The sequence below is a fragment of the Lactobacillus delbrueckii subsp. jakobsenii ZN7a-9 = DSM 26046 genome, assembly GCF_001888925.1.
Lineage (GTDB): Bacteria > Bacillota > Bacilli > Lactobacillales > Lactobacillaceae > Lactobacillus > Lactobacillus delbrueckii.
Genome location: NZ_CP018218.1, coordinates 1,737,871 through 1,763,869, shown reverse-complemented (window position 1 = coordinate 1,763,869; position 25,999 = coordinate 1,737,871). Strand labels below are relative to the sequence as shown.

Below are 25,999 nucleotides of genomic sequence, written 5' to 3'. Positions count from 1 at the left end.
CTTGGAAAAGGCTTTCTTTTAAAAAATCTTGTTATACTAGTAGAGACAAATAGCGAACTGAAAGAAGTGTATCAAGGTGGAAAAAATACTAACTCTCATCGTTCCCTGCTATAACTCAGCTGAATACTTGAACCGCTGCGTCGACTCCCTTTTGCCCGGCGGTGACCGGGTGCAAATCATCTTGGTTGACGACGGGTCAACTGATGAAACCGCCCGGATGCTGGATGACTACCAAGCTAAGAATTTAAACTTGGACCTGGAAGTTGTCCACCAGGAAAATGCCGGCCACGGCGGGGCCATCAACAATGGCCTGAGACTGGCCAAGGGCAAGTACGTCAAGATCGTCGACAGCGACGACTGGCTGGACCAGGAGGCCTACAAAGAGGTGCTGGATTACCTGGAAAGTAATCCAGAGGTCGACCTCTTTTTGGTCAACTATGTTTATGACAAGCCAGCTGCCGGCCGCCAGCGGGTGATCAAGTTCCCGCATCTGCCGGTCGGGCGGACCTTCTCTTGGGATGAGGTCAAGCTGCGGATGGGCCAGTACTTCATGCTCCACTCCGTCATCTACAACCGGAAAGTCCTGGACCGGGCCAAGGTAACCCTGCCGACCAAGGTGTCTTATGACGATAATATCTTTGTCTTTGAGCCGATGGTGCAGGTGCAGACCATGCGCTACCTGCCGGTCAACCTCTACCACTACTTTATCGGCAGAGATGACCAGTCAGTCAATGAAAAGGTGATGCTGAAGAAGATTGACCAGCAAATCTTGATCAATAAGCAGCTGATCGTCTTCTACGCCTCCCAGGTCAACAAGCGGGCGCCTTACGCCAAATACATGAAATACTTCTTAGAAGCCGTTACAGGCGTGACTAGCGTCATCTTGATCCGGGGCAAGAAGAAGGAGTATATTGCCAAAAAGGACGAGCTCTGGCAGTTCCTGAAGACTTATGACCTGGAGACCTACAAGTCCTTTAAACGCCGCCTGGTGGGCCATTTTGTCTCCCGGGACGTCCTGCCCATGAGGCAGATGGTCAGCGGGGCCTACTTGATCCTGCAGCGGTTGTATTCGTTTAATTAGGGCAGGGGAAAAAGATACAATATTCGACAAAAAAGCTTTGGCAAGAAGGCCAAAGCTTTTTGATTTGATGAATAGGATGTTGAGAAAAAATGCTGCTACTTGCCGAAGATGGCCTGGCTTGCGCTGATCTGGCAGTCGGCGAATTCGCCGTGCTCGCTGAGGTCCAGGCCGACTTCTTCATCACGGGCGGAAACTCGCATGTTGACGAAGCGCTTCAAGACGGCTGTAATTAAGCTGACCATCAAGAGAGTAAAGACGATGGTGAAGAGGGTGCCGGCTGCCTGCTTGCCTAAGAGTTCCCAGCTGCCTCCGTAGAAAAGGCCGCTAGTGGAAATCCTCGGGTCAACTTTTTGACTGGCAAAGAGGCCGACGGTTAAAGAGCCAACGATACCGGAAATGCCATGGCAGCCAAAGGCATCCAGGGGGTCGTCAAAGCTAAGCCGTCCTTTAACCTGGCTGATAAAGAAGTAGCTGGCCAAACTGCAGAGGATACCGGTGAAGAGGGCTCCAGCACAGGTTTCATAGCCAGCCCCTGGCGTGATGCCGACTAAGCCGCAGAGGGTACCGGTGCAGATCCCGTCTAGGCTGGCTTTGCCGCTAAAGGCTTCTTCCAGCAAAAGCCAGGTCATCATAGAGGCCGCTGCCGCAACCGTACTGGTCAAACAGGCCGTCAAGGCCGTTTGGTTCATGCCGAAGGCACTGCCGGCGTTAAAGCCGTACCAACCTAGCCAGAGGATGGCTGTCCCCAAGAGGACCCAGGGCAGGCTGTAGGGCCGGGTCTGCTTTTGGTAGCGGGGCCCTAAGAAGATGGATAAGACCAGGGCGGTGATCCCGGAGTTGATGTGAACGACCGTGCCGCCGGCAAAGTCCAGGATCCCCCAGCCGGCTAAGAGTCCGCCAGTCCCCCAGACCATGTGGACCAGGGGGTAGTAGACCAACACTGACCAGAAGAAGACGAAGACCAATAGAAAGTTGAACCGCATCCGGCCCACCGTGGCCCCAACGAAGAGGGCAGGGGTGATGATGGCAAACATCATTTCAAAAAGCAGGTAGCTGGCGGCGGTAATTCCCTGCTCTTTTAAAACGACCTTAGTTAAGTCACTGCCGGAGAGGAAGATGTGCTGGACTCTGCCAAAAATTCCAGCGACATTGCCGTTGAAGCAAAGCTCATAGCCAAAGGCCACGAATAAGACGATGGCTAAAGCGCAGATGATAAAGACCGAGAGCATGGTGTTGACCACGTTTTTCTTGGAGACCAGACCCCCGTAGAAAAAGGCCAGGCCCGGGGTCATCATTAAGACCAGGACGGCGGCGATAATTAAGAAAACGGTGTTGGCTATGTTCATCCTTATTTCCCTTCTGCTTCTATCTCTATACCAATTATTTGCTCAGATTTATGTTCTTAGTTATACCATGCAGGCTCATTTTGTAAAACTCTAGACCAATTTAGAAAGAGAAGAAATTGCCTGGAAAAGTTGGGAAAAATGGGTAAAAAAAGGGCCTGCTTTTTCAAAAGGCAGGCTGCAAGCGTTTGCTGAATTATTTTGTTAAAAAATACTAAAAAACGGACTTAATTTTTGTCGTCAAAACCGGTCTCGTCCCGGCGCTTGACGTGGAAGTTCTTGTCGTTTGCTTGTTCAGGCACGCTGAAAGAGCAGAGCAGGAAGAGGACGAAGCCGCCCCAGCCCAGACCGTTGATGCCCAGCTTGTAGCCGGTCAAGGTCAAGATGACGCCCAAGAGGAGCAGGCACCAGGCGATCCAGGAGAGGATCTGCCAGTTCTTGCTCAGCTTCTTGTTTTCAGATTCGATGTCCAGGAAGCCGCGGACAATGAAGTAGGCGCTGATGATGAGGAATAAGACGTCCATGGCGATGCTAGCGGCGGAATGGTCCTTGAACATGCTGAAGACGGCCAGGGTGCCGGAAATGCCGGCTAAGAAGAAGTAGAAAATGTCGATCAGTTTACTCTTCAAAATTGCACCTCCTAAAAGTCATTACAGTAAATTTTAGCAGATTTTTGCAAAAAGTGGCGAAAAAGGTTTGACAGATCTTGTTTCAGATGGTAATCTAGGTAAAGTAAATTTCTAACCTAAGACGTGGGTGGCGTAAAGCCTCAATACAATCCCACCGAGGCCAGAAGATAATGAAGATTATTAAACTCTCCATGTCTTTCTTGGCATGGGGTTTTTTAGGCCTTGTAGAATTTTACAAAATTTTATGGAGGTGAATAATTTTGAGTCAAGCTACTATCGCTGCTAAGGCTAAATTCGTTGAGGAATTTGCAGAAGAACTTAAGTCAGCTAAGTCCATCGTAGTTATCAACTACCTTGGCTTGACTGTTGACCAAGTTACTGCGTTCCGTGCAGAATTGCGTGAAAGCAACGCCAAGATGAAGGTTGTCAAGAACACTTACCTTCGCCGCGCTGCTGCTCAAGCCGGCTTGGAAGATTTGGCACCAGTATTCGTTGGCCCATCAGCTGTGATCTACACTGATGATGAAGACAATGTTACTGCACCTGCCCGGATCGCTGCTGACTACGCTAAGAAGTTCGACGTTGTTGAAATTAAGGGTGGTGCACTTGAAGGTCAAGTTGCTACCAAGGAACAAGTCGAAGAACTGGCTGCAATTCCAGGTCGCGAAGGTCTGCTTTCAATGCTTCTTTCTGTATTGCAAGCACCTGTACGCAACTTTGCATACGTTGTTAAGGCTGTCGCTGAATCAAAGGAAGAATCAGCTGAATAGTCTGGTCATTTTAAACTAGATATTAAATTCCATATTTTCGGAGGATATTACAATGGCTTTGGATACTGCTAACATCATTGAACAATTGAAGGGTGCTTCAATTCTTGAATTGAACGACCTTGTACACGCTATCGAAGAAGAATTCGGTGTTACTGCTGCTGCTCCTGTAGCTGCTGCTGGTGCCGCTGGTGGTGCTGAAGAAGCTAAGTCAAGCTTCGACGTTGAATTGACTTCAGCAGGTACTGAAAAGGTTAAGGTTATCAAGATCGTTAAGGAAGTTACTGGCGCAAGCTTGCTGGACGCTAAAAAGACTGTTGACGGTGCTCCAGTTGTTCTTAAGGAAGGCTTGTCAGAAGACGAAGCTAACGAACTTAAGGCTAAGCTTGAAGAAGTTGGCGCAACTGTTACCCTTAAATAATTACGACCTTCGGGCATTAATTATTAACGAAGAACGCGTTTGTGGATATCCACAGGCGCGTTTTTGTTTGGCTTTTTTAACTTTTTGCCCAAAAAAAGGCCTTTAGGCCTCTAACGCAAAATTTTTCTACAGGCGTCTGTAAAAGCCTGGGTCAAGTCCGGGGATGCCTCTCCTTGAACAGCAACAGAAACAGTGAAAGAAATGGTCATGGCTGCCACTGTCTGGCTAAGGCAGGTTACAGTCATAATGGCCACTAGCTTTCTTTAGCCTGGGTGATGGCGTTTTGCAGGGACTGGGTGAAGCCCTCGTAAGTGACGGTGGCCCCGGAAACCTGCTGGATGTCGGCACTCTGGGCCTCGACGGCCTCTTTTTTATAGACAGGCAGGGCCTGGTCGTTGATCTGCTGGGAGTGGTCGTTGTCTGAAGGGTACTTTAAGACATTAACCGCGGTGATTTTTCCCCCGCTGACCTTGATCTGGACTTGGACATCGCCCCACTGGGTGCTGACGGATTTGCCGCTGTAAGTCCCGTCTTTTAATCCGCTGGACGTGGATAAACTTGCAGATGAGCTTGAAGATGACGCAGAACTGGAAGTTGCAGTGCTTGTGCTGGATGAAGCTGTAGATGCAGTCGAGCTGGCTTGGTCAGCTTTTAAAAATAAGAGATAGCCGTCGATGGCAATATCAATGGTTGTTCCAACGGCGAGTACACCCGTGATAACTTTTTTGGTAGACATGGTAGTCCCCCCTTGCCATAAAATACTTTCCTTGATATTACAAGAAATTCTATCTGGATAATTAGAAGCAAGTATGGCAAGAAATTGACTAAAGTGCATGAACTTATTTAAGAAAGGCTAAAATTTGCTCATAACTTTCCCCTTTCTTTGGAGATGGTAGAACAGAGGCGAAAGAAGTTTTTTAAAAAATTGAAATAGAAGAAGGCATAAACATGAAGATTGCAATGGCAAACGACCACGCGGGTACGCGCTTGAAGAACGAAATCAAGGCCTACCTGGAAGAAGAAGGCTATGAAGTCGTTGACTTCGGGGCCGGCAATGAAGAGCGACCTGTCAGACTCTGTCTACCCAGCCAGTCTGGCTGTGGCCAAGGGCGAATGTGACCGGGGCATTTTCGTTGACGGGGTTGGTTACGGCAGCGCCTTGATCGCCAACAAGATTAACGGTATTTACGCCGCGGTCTGCCAAGATCCTTTCTGTGCCAAGCTTGTCCGCCAGCACACTGACTCCAACGTCTTTTGTTTAGGCGCCAAGATTATCGGGGACATGATGGCCGGCGAAATCGTCAAGACCTGGCTGAACACGGATCCTTTTATGTAAGAAAAGTACCGCCGGCGGGTGGACAAAGTCAAGGCGATCAACGACAAGCACTGCGTGCCAGTGAAATAGGTGGACTCTACTAAAAGACTTTTGTAATTTTAGTATTTTCCCTCATCTATTTCACAGAAAGGCTGTTGCAGCGGCAAAGTTTTGCTATAATTAAGCATATGACTAAGCTTCGGCATATTGCTGAGCCTTTTAATAGAAAGATGAGGAAACAAGATGAACAAGACTGAACTTGTCTCAGTTGTAAGTGAAAAGACTGAATTCAGCAAGAAGGAATCTGCTCAAATCGTTGACGCTTTGTTTGCATCAATCGAAGAAGCACTTGCTAAGGGCGAAAAGGTACAATTGATCGGCTTTGGGACTTTTGAAGTTCGTGAACGCGCTGCTCGGAAGGGCCGCAACCCGCAAACTGGCGCTGAAATCGAAATCCCTGCAAGCAAGGTTCCAGCCTTCAAGCCAGGCAAGGCCCTGAAGGATGCCGTTAAGTAAGCTTGACCACTTCTAAATGACCATCGGTTGATTCCGGTGGTCTTTTTTTGCGGAAAAATCCTGTAATTAAAACGTAACACAGCTTCCCTTGTTTTTAATAAACATTAGGGCTAACATAATTCGTAGTTATACTTATGATGAGAAAGAGAAGAGCAAATTGAATTTTAAAGATTTCTTTTTGAAAAAATCCGCGAAAACTGCCGGCAAGCTGGCTTTAGCTGCCAGCCTCCTGCTTCCAGCTTTGGCGCCAGCTACGGTCAAGGCGGAAGCGACCAAAAGCGACGTCAACCGGGTAATGAGGGACAACCATCTGGCCGGGTCAGTTCTTTTAGTCCAAAACGGCAGCGTCAAGACCGTCAACTACGGCTATGCCTGGTTTGGCCGGCGGATGAAGAACGGGTCTTATAACGTGACTTATCCAGCTGCTTCTCTGCAAAAGGTGGTAACCGGAGCCATGCTGGTACAGATTATGAACGAAAAGAATCATACCAAGCAGCAATTCAGCCAGTACACCAAGATCTCCCGCTGGTACCCCAAGCTGAAGAATGCCCGCTACGTGACGGTCGGCAACCTCTTGACTCACACTAGCGGCTACCGGGAGGTTGGCTCAGAAAGCAACCAGAATCTGTCGGAAGATAAGGCCATCAACTGGGTGACCCAGAAGATCAACGGCAGCTGGCAGTACCAGATTGGCAGCTTCAACTACAGCGACACTAACTACATCTTGCTGGTCGGCATCATCCGCAAATTGACCGGCCACTCCTACGCCTACAACTTTAAGCACCGGATCGTCCAGCCGCTGGGTTTAACCAACACCAGCCTCAGACATGACATCCCTTGGACCCGGAGCCAGGCGGTATCCTACGCTTATCTTTGGCAGAGAAAGTACCAAAGACCGGTTTCTCTGCCTAAGTCCGTGGCTTCCCAGATCCCAGGTGCTGGCAATATGTGCACAACGCCAATTGAATATTATGAGATCATGCTGGCCTTGCAGAACGGGGCAATTTTGAACCAAAGCGACTTTAAATACTTGACCCACCTCAAGGCCAGAAAGACCACCTATAGCGGCGGCATGTACATGAAGCGGGGCGGCAAGGTCAAGTCTGCCTTTGGCGCGATTGGGGATGAGCACTACGGGAATTACGTCCAGCTGACGGCGGACAACAGAAACGGGATCATCATGTTCGTCAATGAGCGCAGCCAGACTGAACAGCAGCTCAAGGGCCTGGCCTTCGGCCTATTGCAGAAGATCCAGCCGGGAACCTTCAGTTTGAATTAGTGAGTATTTTTTTTTGAATTAGTGAGTATTTTTTTAATTCTTTAAATTTATAATAACTTTTCCCTTTTCCCTGGAAAAGGACTTATAATGTTTATATGTATTCTAGGAGGGAAAAGCAGACTTGTTCAAAAAAGGTAAGAAATTAATCGTTGCCCTGCTTGTCTTAGTGGCCGCTTTGGCGTTTTGGCCAGAAGAAACCGCCCCTGATCTGGTAACGGCGGCCGATATGCATGTTTTTGTCGAGAAGCTTTTTAAGAAGAAGCATGTGACCGGCAGCGTGGCTATAGTGCAAAACGGGCATGTCCAGGTCGTTAACTACGGCTTGGCTAATGCTAAGCAGAAGGTCAAGAACGGGGCCAGCCAGGTCGTCTACCCGGCCGCTTCCATGCAAAAGGAAGTAACCGGGGCCATGATCATGCAGCTGATGGAAGAAAAGAAGGGGAGTTCAAGTGCTTTTAGCCAAAACACGAAGATCTCCCGCTGGTACCCGGCCTTGCGGAATGCCAAGAAAATCAGCGTGGGCAACTTGCTTTCCCACACTTCAGGCTTGCAGATTCCGGAAGTCGAAGCCGACCGCCATATCAACTACAGTGAAGACCAGGCAGTAAACTGGATTGTGAGCCGGGCCAACCAATTGCCGCAGGACAAGGTGGGGAGCTACCACTACAGCGACGTCAATTATGTTTTGCTGGCAGGCATCATCAAGAAGGTGAGCCATAAGTCATACGCCTGGAACTTTAAGAAGCGGGTGGTCCAGCGGCTGGGCCTCAAGTCAACTTATGTAAGCAGCCAGCTGCCTAAGAATAAGATGCTGGCTGTATCTTACGCCTATAAGCATGGCAAGAACTACCAGCAGGCGGCAACTTTGGAAAAGACACGGTTGTCTCAGCTGGTTGGGGCCGGGAACATGCTGACGACAGCCAGCGACTACTATCTTATCCAAGAAGCTTTGGGGACAGGGCAGTTCCTGTCGCCGAGCGCCTTTCACAAGCTGACCCACCTCAAGAGCAAGATCAACCAATATAGCGGCGGGGTTTACCTCAAGAAGGGGGAAAAGGTCAAGCTGGCCTACGGGGCAATTGGCAGCGCCCACTATGCTGCTTACTTCCAGCTGACAGCTGACAACAAGAACGGGATTATCTTGCTTCTCAACCAGCGCAGCTTTGGTGAAGACAAGGTCAAGGATGTTGGCTACCAGATCTTGAAAAAGATTAGGTTTGCTACTTTCTCTAAGAAGTAAGCAAAGTAACAAAGAAACAAAGTAAGAAATAGACAATAAATTGCAAGATAAAAAGGCAGATCTCCGGATCTGCCTTTTTTGTCGTTAATTGCTGGTTAATTCTGAAATGTTACAGAGCTTTTTAAAAGCTTAAAGGGAATAATCGTCCTGCAGGGTCTGGACCCGGACCAGGGCGTCTTTGATCCGCTCTTTTGGTAATTCACCGCTCTCTGCGGCTGCTTCCAAAATTGGCAAGTTTTCCAATTTGCCGCCTAAAAGGAGGTCGGCTCCGGCCTTTAGGGCCAAAAGTTCCGGGCAGCTGCTCTCTCGCGCCGCCGCCATAGCTAAGTCGTCGGTGATGGCCACGCCGAAATAATGAAGGTCCTCCTTGAGCAGGCGGTAGATTTCCGGGGAGAGGGAAGCAGGGCCAGGGCTATAGCAGGCAACTTCCAAGTGAGCCACCATGATAGTCGGCACGCCCGCCGCGATCGCAGCTTTAAAAGGTAAAAGATCCAGCTGGGCTTCCTTAAGGCTTCTAAGGTCTTTAGCCGGAGCCTGGTGGGTGTCGCCGGCATCCCCGTAGCCAGGAAAATGCTTGGCGCAGGAGGCGACTCCCAGCTGCCGGTAGAGCTTGATAAAGGCCGCGATTGCCGGACCGGTTTCCTCAGCTCCTGCTTGCAGGGTCCGGCTGTAGATGAAACTGGCCGGATCAAGCGAAAGATCAGCCACCGGAGCAAAGTTCAAGTTGATGCCTAAATCTTTTAATTCCAGGGCCGTCTTTTGGTTTTCTGCTAAGAAAAAGTCAGCCCCCTTTTTCAAAAGTTCAGCCTGGCTGGGGTAAGACCGGTTTGGGTAAAGGGTGGACAAGCGGCTGACTAAGCCGCCTTCCTGGTCAATGGCGAGCAGCAAACCTGGCCGGGCCTGCCGGTAAATCGCCAGCCGCTCTTTAACAGCCTTTTCGCTTAGGCCCGCCAGGTCTTTGGCAAAGAGTAGGAGGCCGGCTGGCTGGTACTGCTCCAAAAGTCGGAGGTTTTCAGTAAAATCGCCAGTGCTGTTGATTAGGAAAAGGCTGGCCAGTTTTTGACTAAGTGAAGACATGATGTACCTGCTTTCTAAAGTTAAGACAAAATGGATATTTTGTGGATTTTACAAAGTCTCTATAAATGATATTATTGGCTCTTTTTTACCCGCAAGCAAGGTAAAAGGGTTAGAAATATGCAAAAAAGCCCTGGCGATTGCCAGGGCTTCTTGCCATCGAGATGGAGGTTTGTGTGTTGTGAAAAAATAAGAAATTTAATGCAATGTAATGCTGGCTAAAGCGGTAGACCAGCAATTAGATAGAATTCAAATTCAAGGAAAAAAGGGAAGTCACGAATTCTTAATTGTGCCGCTGGTGGGCAGGAACTACTGCCAGTTGGCGGCGGGACCATCTGTAGCGGTTAAAGGCAAACAGGGCCAATGAAATCGTGAGTAATTTGGTAAACAGTTTCAGCATAGTTTTTGCCTCCTTTGCTTAGTCGCAAGTTCTTCTGAACTTGTACTGTAAGGATAACCAGCAAGCGTGGCTATTTGATGAACTGCTTGCTAAAAAAGACTGTGGAAAAGCTAAAGAAAAACTAAAATGCAGGTCCGCAAAGGACCTGCATTTCTTACTGCGATCAACTTGTTTGCATTTTGCTTGAAGTCAGACTTGGTCACGTACTTGCCAACACCGATAATGTAGTACTTCTTGCCCTTGATCGATACGGCGCTGCCGTAAGTCTGCTTCAAGGTCCGGGTCGTCCCGTCAACGTTGGAAGCATAGATGAAGGAGTTGTAGCCAGTTTGGTAGTACTTCTTATTCTTTATCGTCGTCCGGCCAAAAGTCAGGATCTTCTTGCCTTCAGCCACAGAAGAAGTGGTCTTCTTCAAGTTCTTGCTGTAAACGGCTGAACTGTGCATGACCGTGATGTAGCGGCCGTCGACGTCGGCAGACTAAACATACTTGTTAGTGGTCTTGGAGATCTTGTAGTACTTGACGCTGCCCCGGGTTAAGCTGCTGTATGTGCTAATGGTCTTATTGCCGTTTCTGTTGTAAACAGCCGCGGTCCGCTTAACGACTTTCTTTGCTGTTTCTGAAGTTTCAGTAACCGTCTCATAGGCTGAACTTGGCAAGTCACCGAAAGTGATATTGCAGTATGACGGATCACCGCTGATATTAATGCTTGCGTTTTGCAGACCGTTCTTGTAGACAGAGTCGTCGAAAGTTTATTATCGTCCTTATTTAATTAAAAAACAATAGAGCGCTTACTGAAATCTTGGTAAAAAGTGGCTATTAATTGAGCAGGCAGGCGAATGGTGATAAAATCAAGCTAGAAAGTGAATATTAACATAAGGAATCAGTGATCTGCTGTTTTACTTCTGAAGAAAGTAAGGGGGCATGGCAATGACGAAGAGCAAAGCCAGTAAGGCTTACCGGCGCGCCCGCCGCAGCCGTCTGCTGGCTTGTCCCAGCGGCAAGCGGGCCTTTAAGACGAAGTTTGATGCCGACTTGTTTCTTTACCAGGAAGAGGTGATCGTTCACCTGCGTGAAATCAACCATGAGCACTGGCGGCAGATGCCGATTCGGGCTTACCGGTGTCCTTATTGCAAGAATTATCATGTAACCTCAATGTCGCTGGAGCGCTATGAGCAGCTGCACGGCAGGACAAGGGAGCGGACCTGATGGCCCGCTTTTTTTCTTGCTTTTTGCTAAAATGTAAGTAAACGACTGGAGGAAAAAATGAGCCGACTCAATTCTTATTTCTACGATATCGAATCTTTGACCAACGCCTTTACCTTGTCCTGCTACCGGCCAGACGACCAGCGGGTTGACATCTATTACCTAGTTGATGATCCGGCCTTAAATGACAAAGACAGCCTGGACTTTAAGAAGTCTGCTGCCCGGCGGATCCGGGAGAAGAACCAGAACTTTAAAGGGGAGATCTACTACTACAATCTCTGCTCAAGTGCAGCTTCCGCCCGTCTGGCCCAGACCTTTGGGGTTTCAGATGCCCAATACGTCAATGATCCCCAAGCCCCGTCCTCTTTCCCTGGCCAGTTCCGCCCGGTCTGCGACACTGACGCCGGCTACCAGGAAGAAGAAGCGCCCTACCTGATGGGCTACAATTCCAGCAACTACGACTTGACCATGCTGGCCTACTACTTTACTAGAGCCTGGCAGCCTGGCGAAAGCGGCAAGCGGGACCGCTTTTCAGCCGTGACGGCCAGGGAGATGCGGGACTTTAACGATGAGCTCTTCAGCCGCTATATCGGCAATATGCGCCTGCGCCTTTGGCAGGACAAGACTATGGGTTTAGTTGCCAAAAACTTCCAGATGTCCGGCCGCCATATCGACGTGGCCCAGCTCAATGAGCGGCAAAGACGGGTTGGCCTCAAGCGCCTTTTGGGGATGCTGGGCTGGCAGATTCTGGAAAGTGACAAATTAAAGCCTGGCCAGGACTATTTGACCAGTCCTGAAGAACTGGCAGATCTCATTGCCTACAACGTTTCTGACGTGGTCAATTTAAAGGAGCTTTTCTGCCATCCTTACTACCAGGGCCAGTTTGTTTTGAAAAAGGGCCTCTTGGGCCAGTACCCGGACTTGATCTACCAAGAAGACGGGGACAGCTACCAGGCGAAAATCGGCCCGGCCTTTGTCAGAAAAGACCGCTTGACCATCGATTCTTCTTCTGCTAATTTTGCCCGCCGGACCATCTGCCCATACGGCCGCTTAAAAGACGACCGGGCTGTTTCCTTCTTGTACCCGGCGGCCAGCGTGGCGGAAAAAACGGGCGAAAAGCAGAGAGACATCCTGGAAGAAAGCCGGGACTTTTTCTACAGGCTCTTTGAGGACGAAAACTTACGCAAGGAGTTCAACCGGGTTTATGACTACTACAAGCAGTTTGCCGGCAAGAACTTCAATCCTTCGAAAGAATACCGGGAAGATTACGGCGACCAGGCCCTGCCGGTCAGCGACTTAAGTGATGTCGAAAACGAAGATACCAATCTTTTCTACTACCAAAAGGACGGCCAGCCATCGACTTGCTACATTACTTTTTCTGTCGGCGGCCTGCATGGGTCAGAATATAACCGTGACCTTTATTTAAAAGACCATGCCCTTTGGGAGAAAAAGCAGGCTGACCTGGCTTATGTGCAAAAGCTTTACCCAGACCCTTTGGACTTGCGTAAGGCCAGGGAAGTTACCCTGCCAGACGGCCGGGTGGAAAAGTACCAGACTTTTCTGACTGCCAAAGCAACGATCAAGCTGATGGAGCAGACGGATCCGGCCGACCGGGGGCAGTTTTGGCGGGACTTCAGTCAAGATGAACCAACCGTTTTCAAAAAGCAGGGGAGCCGGGTCCGACTGGATGACCGCTATGCCTTTACTTCAAGCGACCTGACCAACCACGAGGACTTTACTTCCTACTATCCAAACATGCTCCGGCGCTTGAATGCTTTTTACAATGACCGCTTAGGTGAAGACCGGTATACGGCGATCTTTGAAAGAAAGCAGGAATTGGACAAAAAGCGGACTGATCCCCAATACAGCGACGAAGAGCGGCGGATGTTCAACATTGAAAGAGAAGGGACCAAGCTGATCTTAAACTCAGCTACCGGGGCTGCTGACCCAAGAGAGGGGCAAGTGCGGTCCTCTATTAGAATGAACAACCGGATCCGGTCCATGCGGATCATCGGACAGCTCTTCACTTATATGATCGGCCAGGCCCAGACCTATGCCGGAGCCCGGATCGTGTCAACCAACACTGATGGCCTTTACTCAGTTTTGGACGCGGACTTAAACCGGAAGATCTTGGCTAAAGAAGCTGCTGAAATCGGTGTGGAAATCGTCCCGGAAGAACTCTACCTGGTTTCTAAAGACTCCAACAACCGCCTGGAAGCCAGCCCGGACTTGACCAAGATCCTGTCTGCCTCAGGCAGCCTGGCCTGCCGGAAGGACACCAGCCCGACCAAGTCCCTGGCCCACCCGGCCATCATCGACTGGGCCCTAAGCCGCTACCTGCTGGAAAAAAGAACAGACCTGGCAGCGCCTTTTGACCGGGACCTGGGCCGGCAGATTCTGGCGGAAGCCGAGGAAGCCTTCCCAGACCCGGCCCACCGGCTCAGAATGTTCCAAAACGTCCTCTCAGCCAACCACAGCAAGGAGCGGGCTAACTGCATTTTCGGCCGGGGGGATGCCGGCCAGTTCTTAATCTTGCAGCACTACAACCGGGTCTTTATCTATCAAGACGGCCTGCCGAAGACGGTTCACCTTTATTCCGCCGCGGCTAAAAAGCTGACCCCGGCCATGCTGAACAAGCGCAAGAAAAGTGGGGAGGCCGTGATTCAGCATGACCAAGAAGCCCTGTCCGTCCTTAAGGCTAACGGCCTGGGCAACTTGGCAAAAGGCCGGGAGGCTACGGTCCAGAAAATTCCTAATCTGTCACCTGACTGGTTCATGCACGTGGAAAACCGGGCCGTCAACTTACTTCAAGCTGAAGAGCAGGAAGCAATTTTGCATTCGCTTGACTATGACAAGTACCTGGACCTGGTGGCCAGCGCTTATGAAAAGAACTGGCGGAATTTGACTACATCCGGGCCAGTCTTATAAAATGGTTAGCGATGCTTTTTTACCAGAATAAAAAATAGAAACAGAAAAGAACAATAGAATAGGAAAAACTACCATACGGAGAGAAGAAAAATGAGCAAACAAATCATGGATGAAGCGGGGATCCGCCGGGCTCTGACCAGAATGAGCTACGAAATCGTGGAAAGAAACCAGGGGACGGAAAACCTGGTCTTAATCGGGATCAAGACCCGGGGCTGGTACCTGGCCCAGAGAATCGGTGATCGCCTGGCCAAGATTGAAGACAGCCAGCTGCCAGTCTTGTCTTTAGACATCTCCGCCTACCGGGACGACCTCAGCCAGGAGGAAAAGGCCAAGGCCATTGCCAGCTTTGACACTTCCTTTGACTTGACTGGCAAGACGGTCATCCTGGTTGACGACGTCCTTTACACTGGCCGGACCATCCGGGCAGCTCTTGACGCCATCATGGACCAGGGCCGGCCAGACAAGATCGCTCTGGCGGTCTTGATCGACCGGGGCCACCGGGAACTGCCGATCCGGCCGGACTTTATCGGTAAGAACATCCCAACCGCGGCCAGCGAGGACGTCCAGGTCCAGGTCAGCGAAATCGACGGTACTGACGCCGTAAAGATCAGCGAGGCATAAGATGGCTGAACAATACTTTACTGAAAATCCCACGGTTGACCATGATGAGCACCATGTCAACTACCACCTTAATGGCATTAACTTAAACCTGACCACGGACGCCGGCGTTTTTTCCAAAAACCGGGTCGACTACGGCAGCGGGGTCTTGATTGAGCAGATGCTGGACCAGGAGCTGCCAGGCGGCAATATTCTGGATGTCGGCTGCGGCTATGGCCCGATCGGTCTTTTCGCCGCTAAAAAGTGGCCCGGCCGCCAGGTCGACATGGTTGACGTTAATGAACGGGCCATGGACCTGGCCAGAAGAAACGCGGCGGCCAACGGTGCAGGCAACGTTAATATTTTTGCCTCAGACCGCTATCAAGAAGTTTCCGGCCAATATGCCATGATCGTGACCAATCCGCCGATCCGGGCCGGCAAAGCCATCTGGTCCAGCATTTTGTCAGAAGCTAAGGACCACTTAATTGATGGCGGGATTTTGCTGGTCGTCATCCAGAAAAAGCAGGGGGCACCGAGCGCGAAGAAGCTGATGGCAGCCAGCCTGGGCAACTGCGAAATCTTGACCCGGGACAAGGGCTACTACATTTTAAAGAGCGTGAAGAAATAATGTATTCAAGCGAAGAAAAAAAGACCTACATGGAGGCCGCCTTTGCGGAAGCAGAAAAGGCCCGCCGGCAAGACGAGGTTCCCATCGGGGCCGTTGTCGTGGGGCCAGACGGGCAGATTATCGGCCGGGGCTACAACCGGCGGGAGCTGGATGAAGACGGGACAGCCCATGCCGAAATTCTGGCTATTAAAGAAGCCTGCCAAAAGCTAGACTCCTGGCGCCTGATCGACTGCAGCCTGTTTGTCACCCTGGAGCCTTGCGCCATGTGTGCCGGAGCCATTATCAACTCCCGGATCAAGGAAGTCTACTTTGCGGCTATGGACCCCAAAGCTGGCGCCGCCGGCAGCGTGGTCGACCTCTTCAGCGTGGAAAAATTCAACCACCATCCCAAGGTCATCCGGGGTCTTTACAAGGAGCAAGGGGCCCTGCTTTTGAAAGATTTCTTCCGGGAAATCCGCCGCAAGCAAAAATTAGCAAAAAAAGCCCAGGAAAATTGCCAAAAGGATTAGTTTAGGTTACAATATGTATTGGGCAATGTTCGACCTCCGAAGCGTGTCAGGACCGGAAGGTAGCAGCACTAAGGTCGCTTGGACATGTGCCCTTTATTTAGCAATTAACAGGCTCTTAGCTCTTCGGGGCTAGGAGCTTTTTCATTACGGGGAGAATGTATGGCTTATCAAGCTTTGTATCGCAAATGGCGCCCGCGCACCTTTGATGATGTGGTCGGGCAGGAAGCCATTACCGATACCCTCAAGAATTCACTTATCCGGGGCAAGGTCTCGCATGCCTTTCTTTTTGCCGGCCCGCGGGGGACGGGGAAGACCTCATGCGCCAAGATTTTTGCCAAGGCCTTGAACTGTTTAAACCTGCAAGAGGGCGAACCTTGCAACGAGTGCAGCAACTGCCTGGCCGCCGACCAGGGGGCAATGCCGGACATCATTGAAATGGACGCGGCCTCAAACAACAGCGTTGACGAAATCCGCGACCTTTTAGACAAGGTTCACTACGCCCCAACTGAAGGCAAGTACAAGGTTTACATCATCGACGAAGTCCACATGCTGTCGATTTCAGCCTTCAATGCCCTTTTAAAGACTTTGGAAGAACCGCCGGCCAGCGTCGTCTTTATTTTGGCGACGACTGAACTGCAGAAGGTGCCGGCCACCATCATTTCCAGAACCCAGCGCTACAACTTCAAGCGCTTCTCAAATGAGGCCATGGTCCAGCGGATGGAATACATCCTGGGCCAGGAAGGGGTCGAATATGAGGACAAGGCCTTAAAGGTCATCGCGCAAGTCGCTGACGGGGGGATGCGGGATGCCTTGAGCATTTTGGACCAGCTCCTTTCTTTTGAAAAAAGCAGTGTCCGCTACGAGGACGCCCTGGAAGTCACCGGCTTCGCCGCCCAGGAGCAAGTGGAAAAGCTCCTTTTGGCCCTCTTAAACGGGGACAGCCAGACGGCCCTGGATTTAGCCAAGTCTGCCATCCAGGACGGGGCCAGCGCCCAAAACATCTTAAATGAAATTATCAGCTTGACCGTCCAGGCCATGCTTTTTACCAAAACAGGGCAGGGGGAATTCCTGACGGATGACTTTGTCCAGGAAATTGCCCGGCAAAGCCCGGACCGCTTCAGCCAGATCATTGACCAGGCTAATGACGCCTTGGGCAGTCTCCGCTTTACCAACCAGCAGCAGATTCCCTTGGAAGTCTTTTTAGTCCAGGCCAGCCAGAAGCGACAAAACAGCCAGGCAGGCCCGCAAGTTGCTTCCGCGGCCAGCAACCCGGCCATAGAGCGGCAGATTAAGGCCTTGAAAGAACAAGTCCACCAGCTGACCCAGCAGGTTCAGCAGCTGAGTCAGCGGCCAAGCCAGGCCTTCAGCCCCCGCCATGTCTTCCAGCTCAACCAGCAGCTGTACACGCAAAAGGGCGGGGCAACCGAAGTGGCCCAGCAGGCGGCGGAAAAGCAGCAGCAAGCCGAAAGCCTGCAGGCTGAAATCACCAGCAGCCAGGAAGAGATCTACGCGGTCTTAAGCCAGGCCACCAAGTCCGGCTTAGCTGAGGCCCGCAACCTTTGGGACCGCGACTTGCCAAGCATGCTGGAAGAGCCGGCCAAGACGGTCTTGGGCTTCCTGCAGCCGATCGCGGCCAGCGACCGGGCAGTTCTTTTGTCCAGCCAGTCCCGGGCCTGGCAGCTGGCCACAAATCCTCAGGAATTTTTAGCAACTCTCAAAGCTGACCTGGATCAATTGACCAAGGAGAGCTGGACCATCGCCATCGTTGACGAAAAGGCCTGGCCAAAGATCCGCCAGGAATTCATTAAAGAACATGCCAGTCAGCTCCGGGCCAAGGCCCAGCCAGCAGAAGCCCAGCCGGCAGAAGAAGCAGCTCCTGAGCCGCCTTTGCCGGACCAGGCGCCGCCGGAAGAAGCGGCAGATGATGCGATCGTGACCAAGGCAGAAGAGCTTTTCGGCCCTTTGGCCCAGGTTAAGGACTAATATTCGCCAAAAAACTTTTTTCGCGTTAAAATTAAGCAGATAAAAACGAAGTAGTAAAAGGAGATTTTTTCATGAGCAAGAGACCAGCTTTCCCAGGAATGGGCGGCATGAACATGCAGCAGATGATGAAGCAAGCCAAGAAGCTGCAGGAGCAAATGGCCCAGGAACAGGAAAACATCACGACCCAGGAATTCACCGGCAAGGCAGCTGACGACATGGTAGTGGCCACTTTTACCGGCGACCGGACTTTAAAGAGCTTGTTCATCAAGCCGGAAGCCATTGATCCGGATGACCCGGACATGCTGGAAGACCTGGTTATCGACGCTGTTAACAAGGGCTTGAAGCAGATCGACCAGGCAACCCAGCAGAGCCTGGGCAAGTACACGAAAGGCCTGATGTAATTTGCAATACCCATTGCCAATTGCCCGCTTGATCGATTCCTTCATGAAACTGCCGGGCATCGGTGAAAAGACGGCGACCCGCCTGGCCTTTTACGCCATGGACATGCCTAAAGAAGACGTGGACGAATTCGCCCAGGCTCTGGTCGACGTTAAGGAAAAGCTGCGCCAGTGCTCGGTCTGCGGCAACATCACCGAACAAGACCCTTGCGCCATCTGCAGCAATCCAGCCCGGGACCGGTCAACCATTATGGTGGTTGAGGAAGCCAAGGACGTGATGGCCTTTGAAAATATGGGCGAATATGACGGCCTCTACCATGTCCTGCACGGGGTCTTGTCCCCGATGGACGGGATCGGGCCGGAGCAGATCAACATCAAGTCCTTGATCGTCCGCCTGCAGAAAAATGATGCTGCCAAAGAAGTCATCCTGGCCCTTAATTCCACCCCGGAAGGGGAGTCAACGGCCATGTACATTTCCCGCTTGATCAAGCCGGCCGGCCTCAAGGTTACCCGGCTGGCCGCGGGCCTGGCGGTCGGTTCAGACATTGAGTATGCCAACTTGATCACTTTGAAGCGGGCAGTTCAAGGTAGAACGGAGCTATAGCATGAGTAAGCACAGCGACAAAATCAAGCAAGCAGAAGATGAGAAGTTGATGGCTTTGGTAGAAAAGCTGCAGCAGGAAATCAGCCTTAGCAATGGCTTAGACAACATGACCTTGGACATGTCCGATGACAATATCGTGGCGGACAAGATTTTAAGAGCTGAGTATGCCTTTTTGTACGATGAGGCACGCTACCGCCATGCTTCTTACACCGGCGTGACCAACGCCATTTCCCAATAAAAAACTGATAATCTCCCGGTTTCGGGGGATTATTTTTTTACGATTTTTACCTACTAGATTTAGTGGGAAGATAAGTCTGTAAATACTAGTCTTAGTTCTGTAAAATAGATAGATAGGAGGCAAGCTCAAATGCAAGGTTACTTTATCACTTTTGAAGGTCCCGACGGCGCCGGCAAAACGACAGTGATCAATGAAGTCGTCAAGGCCATCCAGGGCCAGTGCAAGCGGGAAATTTTAGTAACGCGGGAGCCAGGCGGGTCAAAAATTGCGGAAAAAATCCGCGACATCATCCTGGACCCGGCCAATACGGAAATGAATGCCAAGACCGAGGCCCTGCTCTACGCGGCCAGCCGGTCCCAGCATGTCAGCGAGATCATCAATCCGGCTTTAAAGCGGGGGGACCTGGTCATCTCTGACCGCTTTGTCGACTCTTCTTTGGCCTACCAGGGCCAGGGGCGGGGACTGGGAATTGATGAAGTAGCCCAGATCAACGCTTTCGCTACCGGCCACTTGGAGCCGGATCTGACCATCTTTTTGGATTTAGACCCGGCCCAGGGCCTGGCCAGAATCGCCAAGGTCCGGTCAGGCAGCGAAGACCGGCTGGAACAAGAGAAGCTGGCCTTCCATGAAGAGGTCTATCGGGGCTACCAAAAGGTCAACCAGGCTCATCCGAACCGGGTAAAAGTGGTTGACGCGAGTCAAGATTTACCGCAAGTTGTGGCTGCAAGTGTTAAACTGGTGAAAAGCACATTTCCAGAATTGTTTTAGGGGGGATCAAGATGAAACTGATCATTGCCATTGTCCAGTCTGAAGACGCCAAGCGCCTGCAGGCGGCTTTTGTTGACAACAATGTCGGCGCCACTAAATTGGCGTCAACGGGCGGCTTTTTGCGCGAAGGCAACACCACCTTCTTGATTGGGGTGGAAGATGAAGACGTTGACGGCGTTTTGAAGCTGATCGAAGAGCATTCCCAAACCAGAGAAGAAACAATCAACCCTGGCATTCACCCGGGCATTTCCTTCGAGCAGCCGATTGAACCGGTCAACATCACGGTCGGCGGCGCGACGGTCTTTGTCTTGCCGGTTGACCAGTTCCTACACTTTTAATGCTGGATTTAAAGCAAATTGGCGCTTCTGAATCCCGGCAGCTCAAGCAAGCCCAGGACCGGGGTCAGCTGTCGCATGCCTACCTGCTCTTGTCAAGTGATGAGGCAGAAGCCTTAAACACGGCCTACTGGCTGATCTGCTACGTGAACTGCACGGGCGAAAAGAAGCCGGACGGGACCTGCCCGGCCTGCCGGCGGATTCTGGCCGGCAACCACCCGGACGTCTTTTTGATCGACACGGAAGAAAACAAGCAGTCGATCGCGATTGACCAGATCCGGCCGCTTAAGCAGGAATTAGCCAAGAGCCCTCTGGAAGTCGACCGGCGCTACTTCGTGATCAACCATGCCCAGAAATTGAGCCTGCCGGCTGCAAACGCCATGCTCAACCTGCTGGAAGAGCCAGCGGCGCCGGTAGTCACCTTCTTGATTGCCAATAACGGCGGGCAGATTCTGCCGACGATCAAGTCCAGAACTCAGATCATCAATTTCGGCCAGCAAGCTGCTTCTAGCAAGGACAGGCTCCTTTTGGCCAACGGGATGAACCAGGAAGAAGTTGACCAGGTGAAAAGCAGCCAGGAAGTCGACCAGGCGGTAAAATATTTTTACCAGGAGCTCCGCGAGCATGACTCTTTGGCTATCGTGTCCGCCCACCAGCTGGCGGACCTGGTTAAAAAGCAAAAGCAGGGGACCAAGGCTTGGGAGAAGTATGTCTGGATTTTGCTCAAGAAGTGGGGCGAAAAGGACCTGGAGAAGGGTGACTACCAGGAAGCGGCCAACTTTTTGGCGGACCTCATGCGGGTTGACCAGATGCGGCAGAGTAATGTCGGCTTTTTGAACAATTTGGACTATTTGGCCTTAAAGTGGCAGCAGTAAAGGCGGTAAGGAAAGTGGACCCATATACTAAATTGCAGCAGCTGCAGCAGCAGATGGAGCGCATGCTCAAAAGCATGGACTCCCTGCAGCAGGAGATGCTGGAGAGCTTGAAGGAAAATACCGAGCTCAAGGTTGAAAACCAGCTTTTGCGCGAGAAGCTGGACAAATTGACGGTTAAAGAACACGAAGGCAAGAGCCAGAGCGGGATGGCCATGCTCAAGCAGATCTACCAGTCTGGCTACCATATTTGCAACATGTACTACGGAACCCACCGAGATCCCAGCGCGGACTGCATGTTTTGCCTGGATATTTTGGATAATTTTGGAAAGAAGGCGGTGCACAAATAATGCAAACGCAACACAGCTACGCGAATGACCAGCAGGGCAAGCTCTACTTGGTGCCTACCCCGATCGGCAACCTGGAAGACATTACGATCCGGGCCAAGCGGATTCTGGAAGAGGCTGACTACATTGCCGCTGAAGATACCAGAACCAGCGGGATCATGCTGGACCGGCTGGGCATTCACAACAAGATGGTTGCCTTTCACAAGTTCAACTCTAAAGAAAAGGCGCCGGAACTGGTCAAGTTGATGCAGGAGGGGGCGACAATCGCTGAGATCAGCGATGCTGGCATGCCGGTGATTTCTGATCCCGGCTATATTTTGGTCCAGGAATGCATCAAAAGCAATGTTCCAGTCGTTCCCCTGCCGGGCCCGTCGGCTTTTGCCACGGCCTTGATCGCTTCCGGCTTTGACGGGCAGCCCTTTACCTACTACGGCTTTTTGCCCCGCAAGGCCAGCCAGCAGCGGCCTTTTTTAGAAGAAATCAATGCTTCAAGAGCTACCTCGATCTTTTATGAGGCACCCCACCGGCTATTGAAGACTTTAGAGCAAATGTTGGAAGTTTTGCCAGGCGGCCGGCAGGTCGTCTGTGCCAGAGAACTGACCAAGATTCATGAAGAATTCATCCGCGGCAGCCTGGAAGAAGTCATCCAGCACTTTAAAGAAGTCGACCCCCGGGGCGAGTTCGTCGTTTTGGTGTCGCCAAACACGGAAGAAAAGCCCCTGGACTGGGCTGACCTCGTCAAGCTGGTCAAAGAGCAAGTTGCCCAAGGCGTTTCTAAAAAGGATGCCATCAAGCAGGTGGCCAAGAGCCAGGGCGTTTCCAAAAACGAACTCTATGACTGCTACCACCAGGAGGGGGCAAAATGAGATACTACAAGGATTACCAGCTGGAATACGCTGACTGCGGGGAAAGCGGCCAGCTGAAATTGCCCAGAATGATCGACCTGATGATGGAAAGCTCTGAAAGGCAGCTGGCGCCAACTTTAGGCGGGGCTAGCGCCATGAAAGAGCGAGGGAGGGGCTGGGTAGTCACTCAGTACGAGTTTGAATTTACTAGCCTTCCCCGGGCCGGGCAAAAGGTTAGGGTCTGGACTGAAGCGGTTGGCTACAACCGCTTTTTGTCCTACCGGGACTTCGGCATTGAGGACGAAGCAGGCAAAGACCTGGTAATTGCCCACAGCCAGTGGGTTTTGTTTGATTTAAAGAGCCGGAAGCTTTTGCCCAGCGATGATAAAATCGCTGAGGAATTGGGAGCACCCCTTTTGGCTAAAATGCCCCGCTTTAAGAAATTGCGGCCAAAAGACGATTACAAAGACGAGAAGGTCTACCGGGCCTACTACTATGACCTGGACTCCAACCACCACGTCAACAACGCCCACTACCTGGACTGGATCGTCGACAGCCTTCCCCGGGACTTCATCAACAGCCATGAGCCGAAAGACCTGGCCATCAAGTTTGAGAAGGAAATTGAATACGGCGATGAGGTTGCCTGCCAGGTTATGCAGGAAACGGAAGACAGCGCTGTCAAGACCTGCCACGCCATTACCCGGCAAGGTGAACTTATGGCACTTTGTGAGGTAAACTGGCAAAAAATGTGCTTTAATAGAGACTGATTCAGTTGTTTTTGTTAAGCCATTTTTAGGAGGACAGTCTTGTGAAAAGTGAATCAAAAGTCAGCAGCAAGCTGGAGCTGCGGGAGCTGGTCTTATTGGCCATGGTTATCGCCATCAAGGTGGTTTTGGGACAGTTTAAGGTCGGGGATGCCACCCTGCAGGTGGGCCTGGGCTTTATCGGCAGCGTCATGCTGGGCTACTTGTTCGGGCCTTGGTGGGGCTTTGCCGGCGGTGCCTTGAGCGACCTGGTTTCATCCGCAATTTTTGGCAACCTGGGCGGCTTCTTTATCGGTTACACCTTGACCGCGGCCTTGGGGCCGATGATCTACGGCTTCTTCTTGTACAAGAAGCCCATCCAGATTTGGCGGGTCATCGCGTCCGTAATCTGCGTCACGGTAATCTGCAACATCGGCTTAAACACCCTTTGGGTCAGCATGATGTACGGGACCAACTTTATGGTCGCCCTGTCCAGCCGGATCCTCAAGGAAATGATCACTCCATGGATTCAGATGGTCGTGGTTTGGTTTATCCTGGAAGGCCTGTCCCGGGTCAAGCTGAGTAGAAAATTTTAGGAAATAAAAGTTAGATCATGAAGATTTTAAGCATTTCGACGGCAACGAGCGATTTGAGCGTTGCCTTGAATGAAGCTGACCACTTGGTCAGCGAAAAGATCGAGGAAAACCAGCGCAACCACAGCGTTGACCTTGATCCGGATATTGCCAGCCTGCTGGCAGAAAACGGTCTGTCTTTAAAAGACATCGACCGCTTCGCGGTGGCGATCGGGCCTGGTTCATATACTGGCCTCAGAGTCGGTTTGACCACGGCTAAGATGTTTGCCAGCATTTTGAATAAAGAGCTGGTTGGGGTCTCAACTTTACAGGCCCTGGCCCAGAACTTTGCCGGTGAAGATGCCTTGATCGTGGCTGCATTAGACGCCAGAAACAAGAACTTCTTTGCCGGTGCTTACCGGGGCAAGGAAGCCGTGATTGCAGACGGTCACTACCACTTAAGCGAGCTCTTAGAGCAAGTAGGGGCCCTGCCTGACCAGAAGGTGATTTTTGCCGGCAGCGACTTCAGCAAGTACCAGGAAGAAATCGCGGCAGGGCTGGCTGACAAGGACCTGCGCCTGGCTGAAGGGGAAGAGAACCTTCTGCACGCCGGTGCAATTGGCCGCCTGGCGGTAAGTGCTCCCGTCCTTGATCCGGACCAGGCCGTGCCGAACTATCTGCGCCGGACTCAGGCTGAGTATGACTGGGCAAAGAAGACCGGCCAGGAATTTGCAGCAGACAGTGCATATGTAGAAGAAGTTTAGACTTATGGGACTATTCTTTAAAGCTGACCTGGTGCAGTTTGCCCCCCGGGCAATCAGCATCAGCGGCCATGAATACTGCTTAAAGAAGGCGGAGGCAGGCGAGCTTGCCCGCCTCCTTTTGCTGGAAAAGGAAGTTTATGCCGGCCGCCTGCCCTGGGACGGGGAAGTCTTTGCCGAAGAATTGCGTCGCCGGGATTCCTTATACTTGCTCTTGCTTAAGAGGGATTTTTTGGTCGGAGCCATCGGCTGCCGCTTCAGTCTCTCTAAAGCCCACATCACTTTTTTGGCGGTGATGCCGAAAGAGCAGGGGCAGGGGATCGGGAGCTACCTGGTTCAGACGGTTTTAGACTTGGCCAAGTCGGCTGACCTTAAAGCGGTCACCTTGGAAGTGCGGGTCGAAAACAAGAAGGCCCAAGAGCTCTACCGGCAGCTTGGCTTTGAAGACAATTTTGTCCACAAGAACTACTACGATAATGATGACCGTCCGGACAGCGACGGTTTGAACATGATCTGCCATCTAAGAAAGAAGAACTGACTGTGAAGGAAAAGAAAGACATTCGCGTTTTAGCTTTTGAAAGCTCCTGTGACGAGACTTCGACTGCCGTGGTCAAGAACGGGTCAGAGGTCGAAAGCCTGGTCGTGTCTACCCAAATCAAGAGCCATGCCCGTTTTGGCGGGGTTGTGCCGGAAGTGGCCAGCCGCCACCATATCGAAGTGATTACCCAGATTACCCGGGAAGCCCTGGAAGAAGCCAAGGTCAGCTGGGAAGATCTGGATGCCATCGCCGTAACCCACGGGCCAGGCCTGGTCGGAGCCCTTTTGATCGGGATCAACGCGGCCAAGGCGGCCTCCATGGCGACCGGCCTGCCTTTGATTGGGGTAGACCATATCATGGGCCACATTTCAGCTGCCCAGCTGGTTGAACCGGTTGAGTATCCGGCCTTGGCCCTGCAGGTTTCCGGCGGCCACACCGAAATTGTTGTGCTGAAAGACCCGACCCACTTTGAAATCGTGGGCGACACCCGCGATGACGCGGCCGGAGAAGCTTACGACAAGATTGGCCGGGTCCTGGGGGTCAACTACCCGGCCGGCAAGACGATCGACCAGTGGGCCCACCAGGGTAAGGATACTTTCGGCTTCCCTAGAGCCATGATCGATGAAGATAATTACGACTTCTCCTTCTCAGGCCTCAAGAGTGCCTTTATCAACACCTGCCATCATGCTGACCAATTGGGGCAGGAATTAGACAAGTATGACCTGGCGGCCAGCTTCCAGGCGGCCGTGGTGGACGTTTTGGCTGAAAAGACCATGCGGGCCATCCGGCAGTACCAGCCCAAGACCTTCATCATGGGGGGCGGGGTTGCCGCCAACCTGGGCTTAAGAGAGCGGATGAACAAGGAGATCGCTGCTTTGGAAAAGGCACCGAAGGTTATCCTGCCGCCGCTTAAGCTCTGCGGGGACAACGCGGCCATGATCGGGGCTGCCGCTTACAACCAGTACCTGGCCGGTAATTTTGCCGACTTGACCTTGGACGCGGACCCGTCAATGGAACTGCCTTACGCTGAGGATTACAAGTAAAAAGCAAGACGAAAATGCA

General features: G+C 51.6%; 32 protein-coding genes, 1 other RNA gene, 1 pseudogene and 1 other annotated feature. Of the genes and pseudogenes, 28 read left to right on the top strand and 6 right to left on the bottom strand.

Going from position 1 to position 25,999, the window contains the following annotated elements; all coding sequences use genetic code 11:
* Nucleotides 1–76: 76 nt before the first annotated feature.
* A complete protein-coding gene (locus LJ046_RS08970) occupies nt 77–1,081 on the top strand; it encodes a glycosyltransferase family 2 protein (RefSeq protein ID WP_002876505.1) in 1,005 nt (334 codons plus the stop codon).
* A 95-nt stretch (nt 1,082–1,176) separates the two neighbouring features.
* Here LJ046_RS08970 and LJ046_RS08965 read toward each other — a convergent pair whose 3' ends face one another.
* Nucleotides 1,177–2,427 (bottom strand): ammonium transporter, encoded by a 1,251-nt coding sequence (locus LJ046_RS08965; protein WP_002876506.1) that lies wholly within the window; start codon nt 2,425–2,427, stop codon nt 1,177–1,179.
* Nucleotides 2,428–2,651: 224 nt separating this feature from the next.
* Nucleotides 2,652–3,053: a hypothetical protein gene (locus LJ046_RS08960; RefSeq protein WP_002876507.1), complete on the bottom strand. Its 402-nt coding sequence runs from the start codon at nt 3,051–3,053 to the stop codon at nt 2,652–2,654.
* A gap of 97 nt (nt 3,054–3,150) precedes the next feature.
* Nucleotides 3,151–3,280: a sequence feature (ribosomal protein L10 leader region), on the top strand.
* Between the two features lie 33 nt (nt 3,281–3,313).
* On the opposite strand from LJ046_RS08960, the gene rplJ reads away from it, so the two are divergent.
* A complete protein-coding gene (gene rplJ, locus LJ046_RS08955; protein ID WP_002876508.1) occupies nt 3,314–3,823 on the top strand; it encodes a 50S ribosomal protein L10 in 510 nt (169 codons plus the stop codon).
* Nucleotides 3,824–3,875: 52 nt separating this feature from the next.
* Nucleotides 3,876–4,241, top strand: coding sequence for a 50S ribosomal protein L7/L12 (rplL, locus tag LJ046_RS08950; protein WP_002876509.1), 366 nt, complete (start codon nt 3,876–3,878; stop codon nt 4,239–4,241).
* Between the two features lie 253 nt (nt 4,242–4,494).
* Here rplL and LJ046_RS08945 read toward each other — a convergent pair whose 3' ends face one another.
* Nucleotides 4,495–4,977 carry an FMN-binding protein gene (locus LJ046_RS08945; RefSeq protein WP_002876511.1) on the bottom strand — a complete coding sequence of 161 codons (483 nt, stop codon included), beginning with the start codon at nt 4,975–4,977 and terminating at the stop codon, nt 4,495–4,497.
* 212 nt (nt 4,978–5,189) lie between these two features.
* On the opposite strand from LJ046_RS08945, the pseudogene LJ046_RS08940 reads away from it, so the two are divergent.
* The 4 genes and pseudogenes from LJ046_RS08940 (at nt 5,190) to LJ046_RS08925 (ending at nt 8,591) form a co-directional block, all read left to right on the top strand.
* Nucleotides 5,190–5,577 (top strand): annotated as a pseudogene (locus tag LJ046_RS08940) (RpiB/LacA/LacB family sugar-phosphate isomerase).
* 222 nt (nt 5,578–5,799) lie between these two features.
* The gene (locus tag LJ046_RS08935; RefSeq protein ID WP_002876514.1) at nt 5,800–6,072 is read left to right on the top strand and encodes an HU family DNA-binding protein; all 273 of its coding nucleotides are present in this window, start codon (nt 5,800–5,802) and stop codon (nt 6,070–6,072) included.
* Between the two features lie 157 nt (nt 6,073–6,229).
* The gene (locus LJ046_RS08930; protein ID WP_002876518.1) at nt 6,230–7,351 is read left to right on the top strand and encodes a serine hydrolase domain-containing protein; all 1,122 of its coding nucleotides are present in this window, start codon (nt 6,230–6,232) and stop codon (nt 7,349–7,351) included.
* A gap of 121 nt (nt 7,352–7,472) precedes the next feature.
* The gene (locus LJ046_RS08925; protein ID WP_002876519.1) at nt 7,473–8,591 is read left to right on the top strand and encodes a serine hydrolase domain-containing protein; all 1,119 of its coding nucleotides are present in this window, start codon (nt 7,473–7,475) and stop codon (nt 8,589–8,591) included.
* Nucleotides 8,592–8,720: 129 nt separating this feature from the next.
* Here LJ046_RS08925 and LJ046_RS08920 read toward each other — a convergent pair whose 3' ends face one another.
* Nucleotides 8,721–9,668 (bottom strand): glycoside hydrolase family 3 N-terminal domain-containing protein, encoded by a 948-nt coding sequence (locus LJ046_RS08920; RefSeq protein ID WP_002876521.1) that lies wholly within the window; start codon nt 9,666–9,668, stop codon nt 8,721–8,723.
* On the opposite strand from LJ046_RS08920, the gene LJ046_RS10070 reads away from it, so the two are divergent.
* Nucleotides 9,667–9,858, top strand: coding sequence for a hypothetical protein (locus LJ046_RS10070; protein WP_035176373.1), 192 nt, complete (start codon nt 9,667–9,669; stop codon nt 9,856–9,858). The two genes, LJ046_RS08920 and LJ046_RS10070, sit on opposite strands and share 2 nt — an antisense overlap.
* Before the next feature lie 317 nt (nt 9,859–10,175).
* On the opposite strand, the gene LJ046_RS08915 is transcribed toward LJ046_RS10070, so the two are convergent.
* Both LJ046_RS08915 and LJ046_RS08910 read right to left on the bottom strand, forming a co-directional pair.
* Complete coding sequence (locus LJ046_RS08915; RefSeq protein WP_002876527.1) at nt 10,176–10,511, bottom strand: SLAP domain-containing protein; 336 nt, start codon at nt 10,509–10,511, stop codon at nt 10,176–10,178.
* 33 nt (nt 10,512–10,544) lie between these two features.
* On the bottom strand, nt 10,545–10,724 hold the full coding sequence (locus LJ046_RS08910; protein ID WP_002876528.1) for a hypothetical protein: 180 nt from the start codon (nt 10,722–10,724) through the stop codon (nt 10,545–10,547).
* A 271-nt stretch (nt 10,725–10,995) separates the two neighbouring features.
* Here LJ046_RS08910 and LJ046_RS08905 point away from each other — a divergent pair, with 271 nt between their 5' ends.
* The 20 genes from LJ046_RS08905 (at nt 10,996) to tsaD (ending at nt 25,980) form a co-directional block, all read left to right on the top strand.
* A complete protein-coding gene (locus tag LJ046_RS08905) occupies nt 10,996–11,274 on the top strand; it encodes a hypothetical protein (protein ID WP_002876529.1) in 279 nt (92 codons plus the stop codon).
* 57 nt (nt 11,275–11,331) lie between these two features.
* Nucleotides 11,332–14,199, top strand: coding sequence for a hypothetical protein (locus tag LJ046_RS08900; RefSeq protein WP_002876530.1), 2,868 nt, complete (start codon nt 11,332–11,334; stop codon nt 14,197–14,199).
* A gap of 90 nt (nt 14,200–14,289) precedes the next feature.
* On the top strand, nt 14,290–14,820 hold the full coding sequence (gene pyrR / locus LJ046_RS08895) for a bifunctional pyr operon transcriptional regulator/uracil phosphoribosyltransferase PyrR (protein ID WP_002876533.1): 531 nt from the start codon (nt 14,290–14,292) through the stop codon (nt 14,818–14,820).
* 1 nt (nt 14,821) lies between these two features.
* Nucleotides 14,822–15,424, top strand: coding sequence for a class I SAM-dependent methyltransferase (locus LJ046_RS08890; RefSeq protein WP_002876534.1), 603 nt, complete (start codon nt 14,822–14,824; stop codon nt 15,422–15,424).
* Nucleotides 15,424–15,933, top strand: coding sequence for a tRNA adenosine(34) deaminase TadA (gene tadA / locus LJ046_RS08885; RefSeq protein ID WP_002876535.1), 510 nt, complete (start codon nt 15,424–15,426; stop codon nt 15,931–15,933). Before LJ046_RS08890 ends, tadA begins: the two co-directional genes overlap by 1 nt.
* A 9-nt stretch (nt 15,934–15,942) precedes the next feature.
* An RNA gene (gene ffs, locus LJ046_RS08880) (signal recognition particle sRNA small type) lies at nt 15,943–16,039 on the top strand.
* Between the two features lie 53 nt (nt 16,040–16,092).
* Nucleotides 16,093–17,916, top strand: a complete 1,824-nt coding sequence (gene dnaX, locus LJ046_RS08875; RefSeq protein WP_002876536.1) for a DNA polymerase III subunit gamma/tau — start codon at nt 16,093–16,095, stop codon at nt 17,914–17,916.
* A 71-nt stretch (nt 17,917–17,987) separates the two neighbouring features.
* On the top strand, nt 17,988–18,317 hold the full coding sequence (locus tag LJ046_RS08870; RefSeq protein WP_002876537.1) for a YbaB/EbfC family nucleoid-associated protein: 330 nt from the start codon (nt 17,988–17,990) through the stop codon (nt 18,315–18,317).
* A gap of 1 nt (nt 18,318) precedes the next feature.
* Nucleotides 18,319–18,918 (top strand): recombination mediator RecR, encoded by a 600-nt coding sequence (gene recR / locus LJ046_RS08865; RefSeq protein WP_002876538.1) that lies wholly within the window; start codon nt 18,319–18,321, stop codon nt 18,916–18,918.
* Nucleotide 18,919: 1 nt separating this feature from the next.
* The gene (locus tag LJ046_RS08860) at nt 18,920–19,156 is read left to right on the top strand and encodes a YaaL family protein (protein WP_002876539.1); all 237 of its coding nucleotides are present in this window, start codon (nt 18,920–18,922) and stop codon (nt 19,154–19,156) included.
* Nucleotides 19,157–19,285: 129 nt separating this feature from the next.
* Nucleotides 19,286–19,924 carry a dTMP kinase gene (tmk, locus tag LJ046_RS08855; protein WP_002876540.1) on the top strand — a complete coding sequence of 213 codons (639 nt, stop codon included), beginning with the start codon at nt 19,286–19,288 and terminating at the stop codon, nt 19,922–19,924.
* 11 nt (nt 19,925–19,935) lie between these two features.
* Nucleotides 19,936–20,262 carry a cyclic di-AMP receptor DarA gene (locus LJ046_RS08850; RefSeq protein ID WP_002876541.1) on the top strand — a complete coding sequence of 109 codons (327 nt, stop codon included), beginning with the start codon at nt 19,936–19,938 and terminating at the stop codon, nt 20,260–20,262.
* Entirely contained in the window at nt 20,262–21,134 is an 873-nt protein-coding gene (locus tag LJ046_RS08845) for a DNA polymerase III delta subunit-related protein (protein WP_002876543.1), read from the top strand. Before LJ046_RS08850 ends, LJ046_RS08845 begins: the two co-directional genes overlap by 1 nt.
* 14 nt (nt 21,135–21,148) lie before the next feature.
* Nucleotides 21,149–21,481 (top strand): DNA replication initiation control protein YabA, encoded by a 333-nt coding sequence (gene yabA, locus LJ046_RS08840; protein ID WP_002876544.1) that lies wholly within the window; start codon nt 21,149–21,151, stop codon nt 21,479–21,481.
* Complete coding sequence (rsmI, locus tag LJ046_RS08835; RefSeq protein WP_002876545.1) at nt 21,481–22,344, top strand: 16S rRNA (cytidine(1402)-2'-O)-methyltransferase; 864 nt, start codon at nt 21,481–21,483, stop codon at nt 22,342–22,344. Before yabA ends, rsmI begins: the two co-directional genes overlap by 1 nt.
* Complete coding sequence (locus tag LJ046_RS08830; RefSeq protein WP_002876546.1) at nt 22,341–23,090, top strand: acyl-[acyl-carrier-protein] thioesterase; 750 nt, start codon at nt 22,341–22,343, stop codon at nt 23,088–23,090. The genes rsmI and LJ046_RS08830 overlap by 4 nt, the downstream gene beginning before the upstream one ends.
* A 41-nt stretch (nt 23,091–23,131) precedes the next feature.
* Nucleotides 23,132–23,662 carry a folate family ECF transporter S component gene (locus LJ046_RS08825; RefSeq protein WP_002876547.1) on the top strand — a complete coding sequence of 177 codons (531 nt, stop codon included), beginning with the start codon at nt 23,132–23,134 and terminating at the stop codon, nt 23,660–23,662.
* Between the two features lie 17 nt (nt 23,663–23,679).
* Complete coding sequence (gene tsaB / locus LJ046_RS08820; RefSeq protein ID WP_002876548.1) at nt 23,680–24,402, top strand: tRNA (adenosine(37)-N6)-threonylcarbamoyltransferase complex dimerization subunit type 1 TsaB; 723 nt, start codon at nt 23,680–23,682, stop codon at nt 24,400–24,402.
* A gap of 4 nt (nt 24,403–24,406) precedes the next feature.
* Entirely contained in the window at nt 24,407–24,937 is a 531-nt protein-coding gene (gene rimI, locus LJ046_RS08815) for a ribosomal protein S18-alanine N-acetyltransferase (RefSeq protein WP_002876549.1), read from the top strand.
* Nucleotides 24,938–24,939: 2 nt separating this feature from the next.
* Entirely contained in the window at nt 24,940–25,980 is a 1,041-nt protein-coding gene (tsaD, locus tag LJ046_RS08810; RefSeq protein ID WP_002876551.1) for a tRNA (adenosine(37)-N6)-threonylcarbamoyltransferase complex transferase subunit TsaD, read from the top strand.
* Nucleotides 25,981–25,999: the final 19 nt, after the last annotated feature.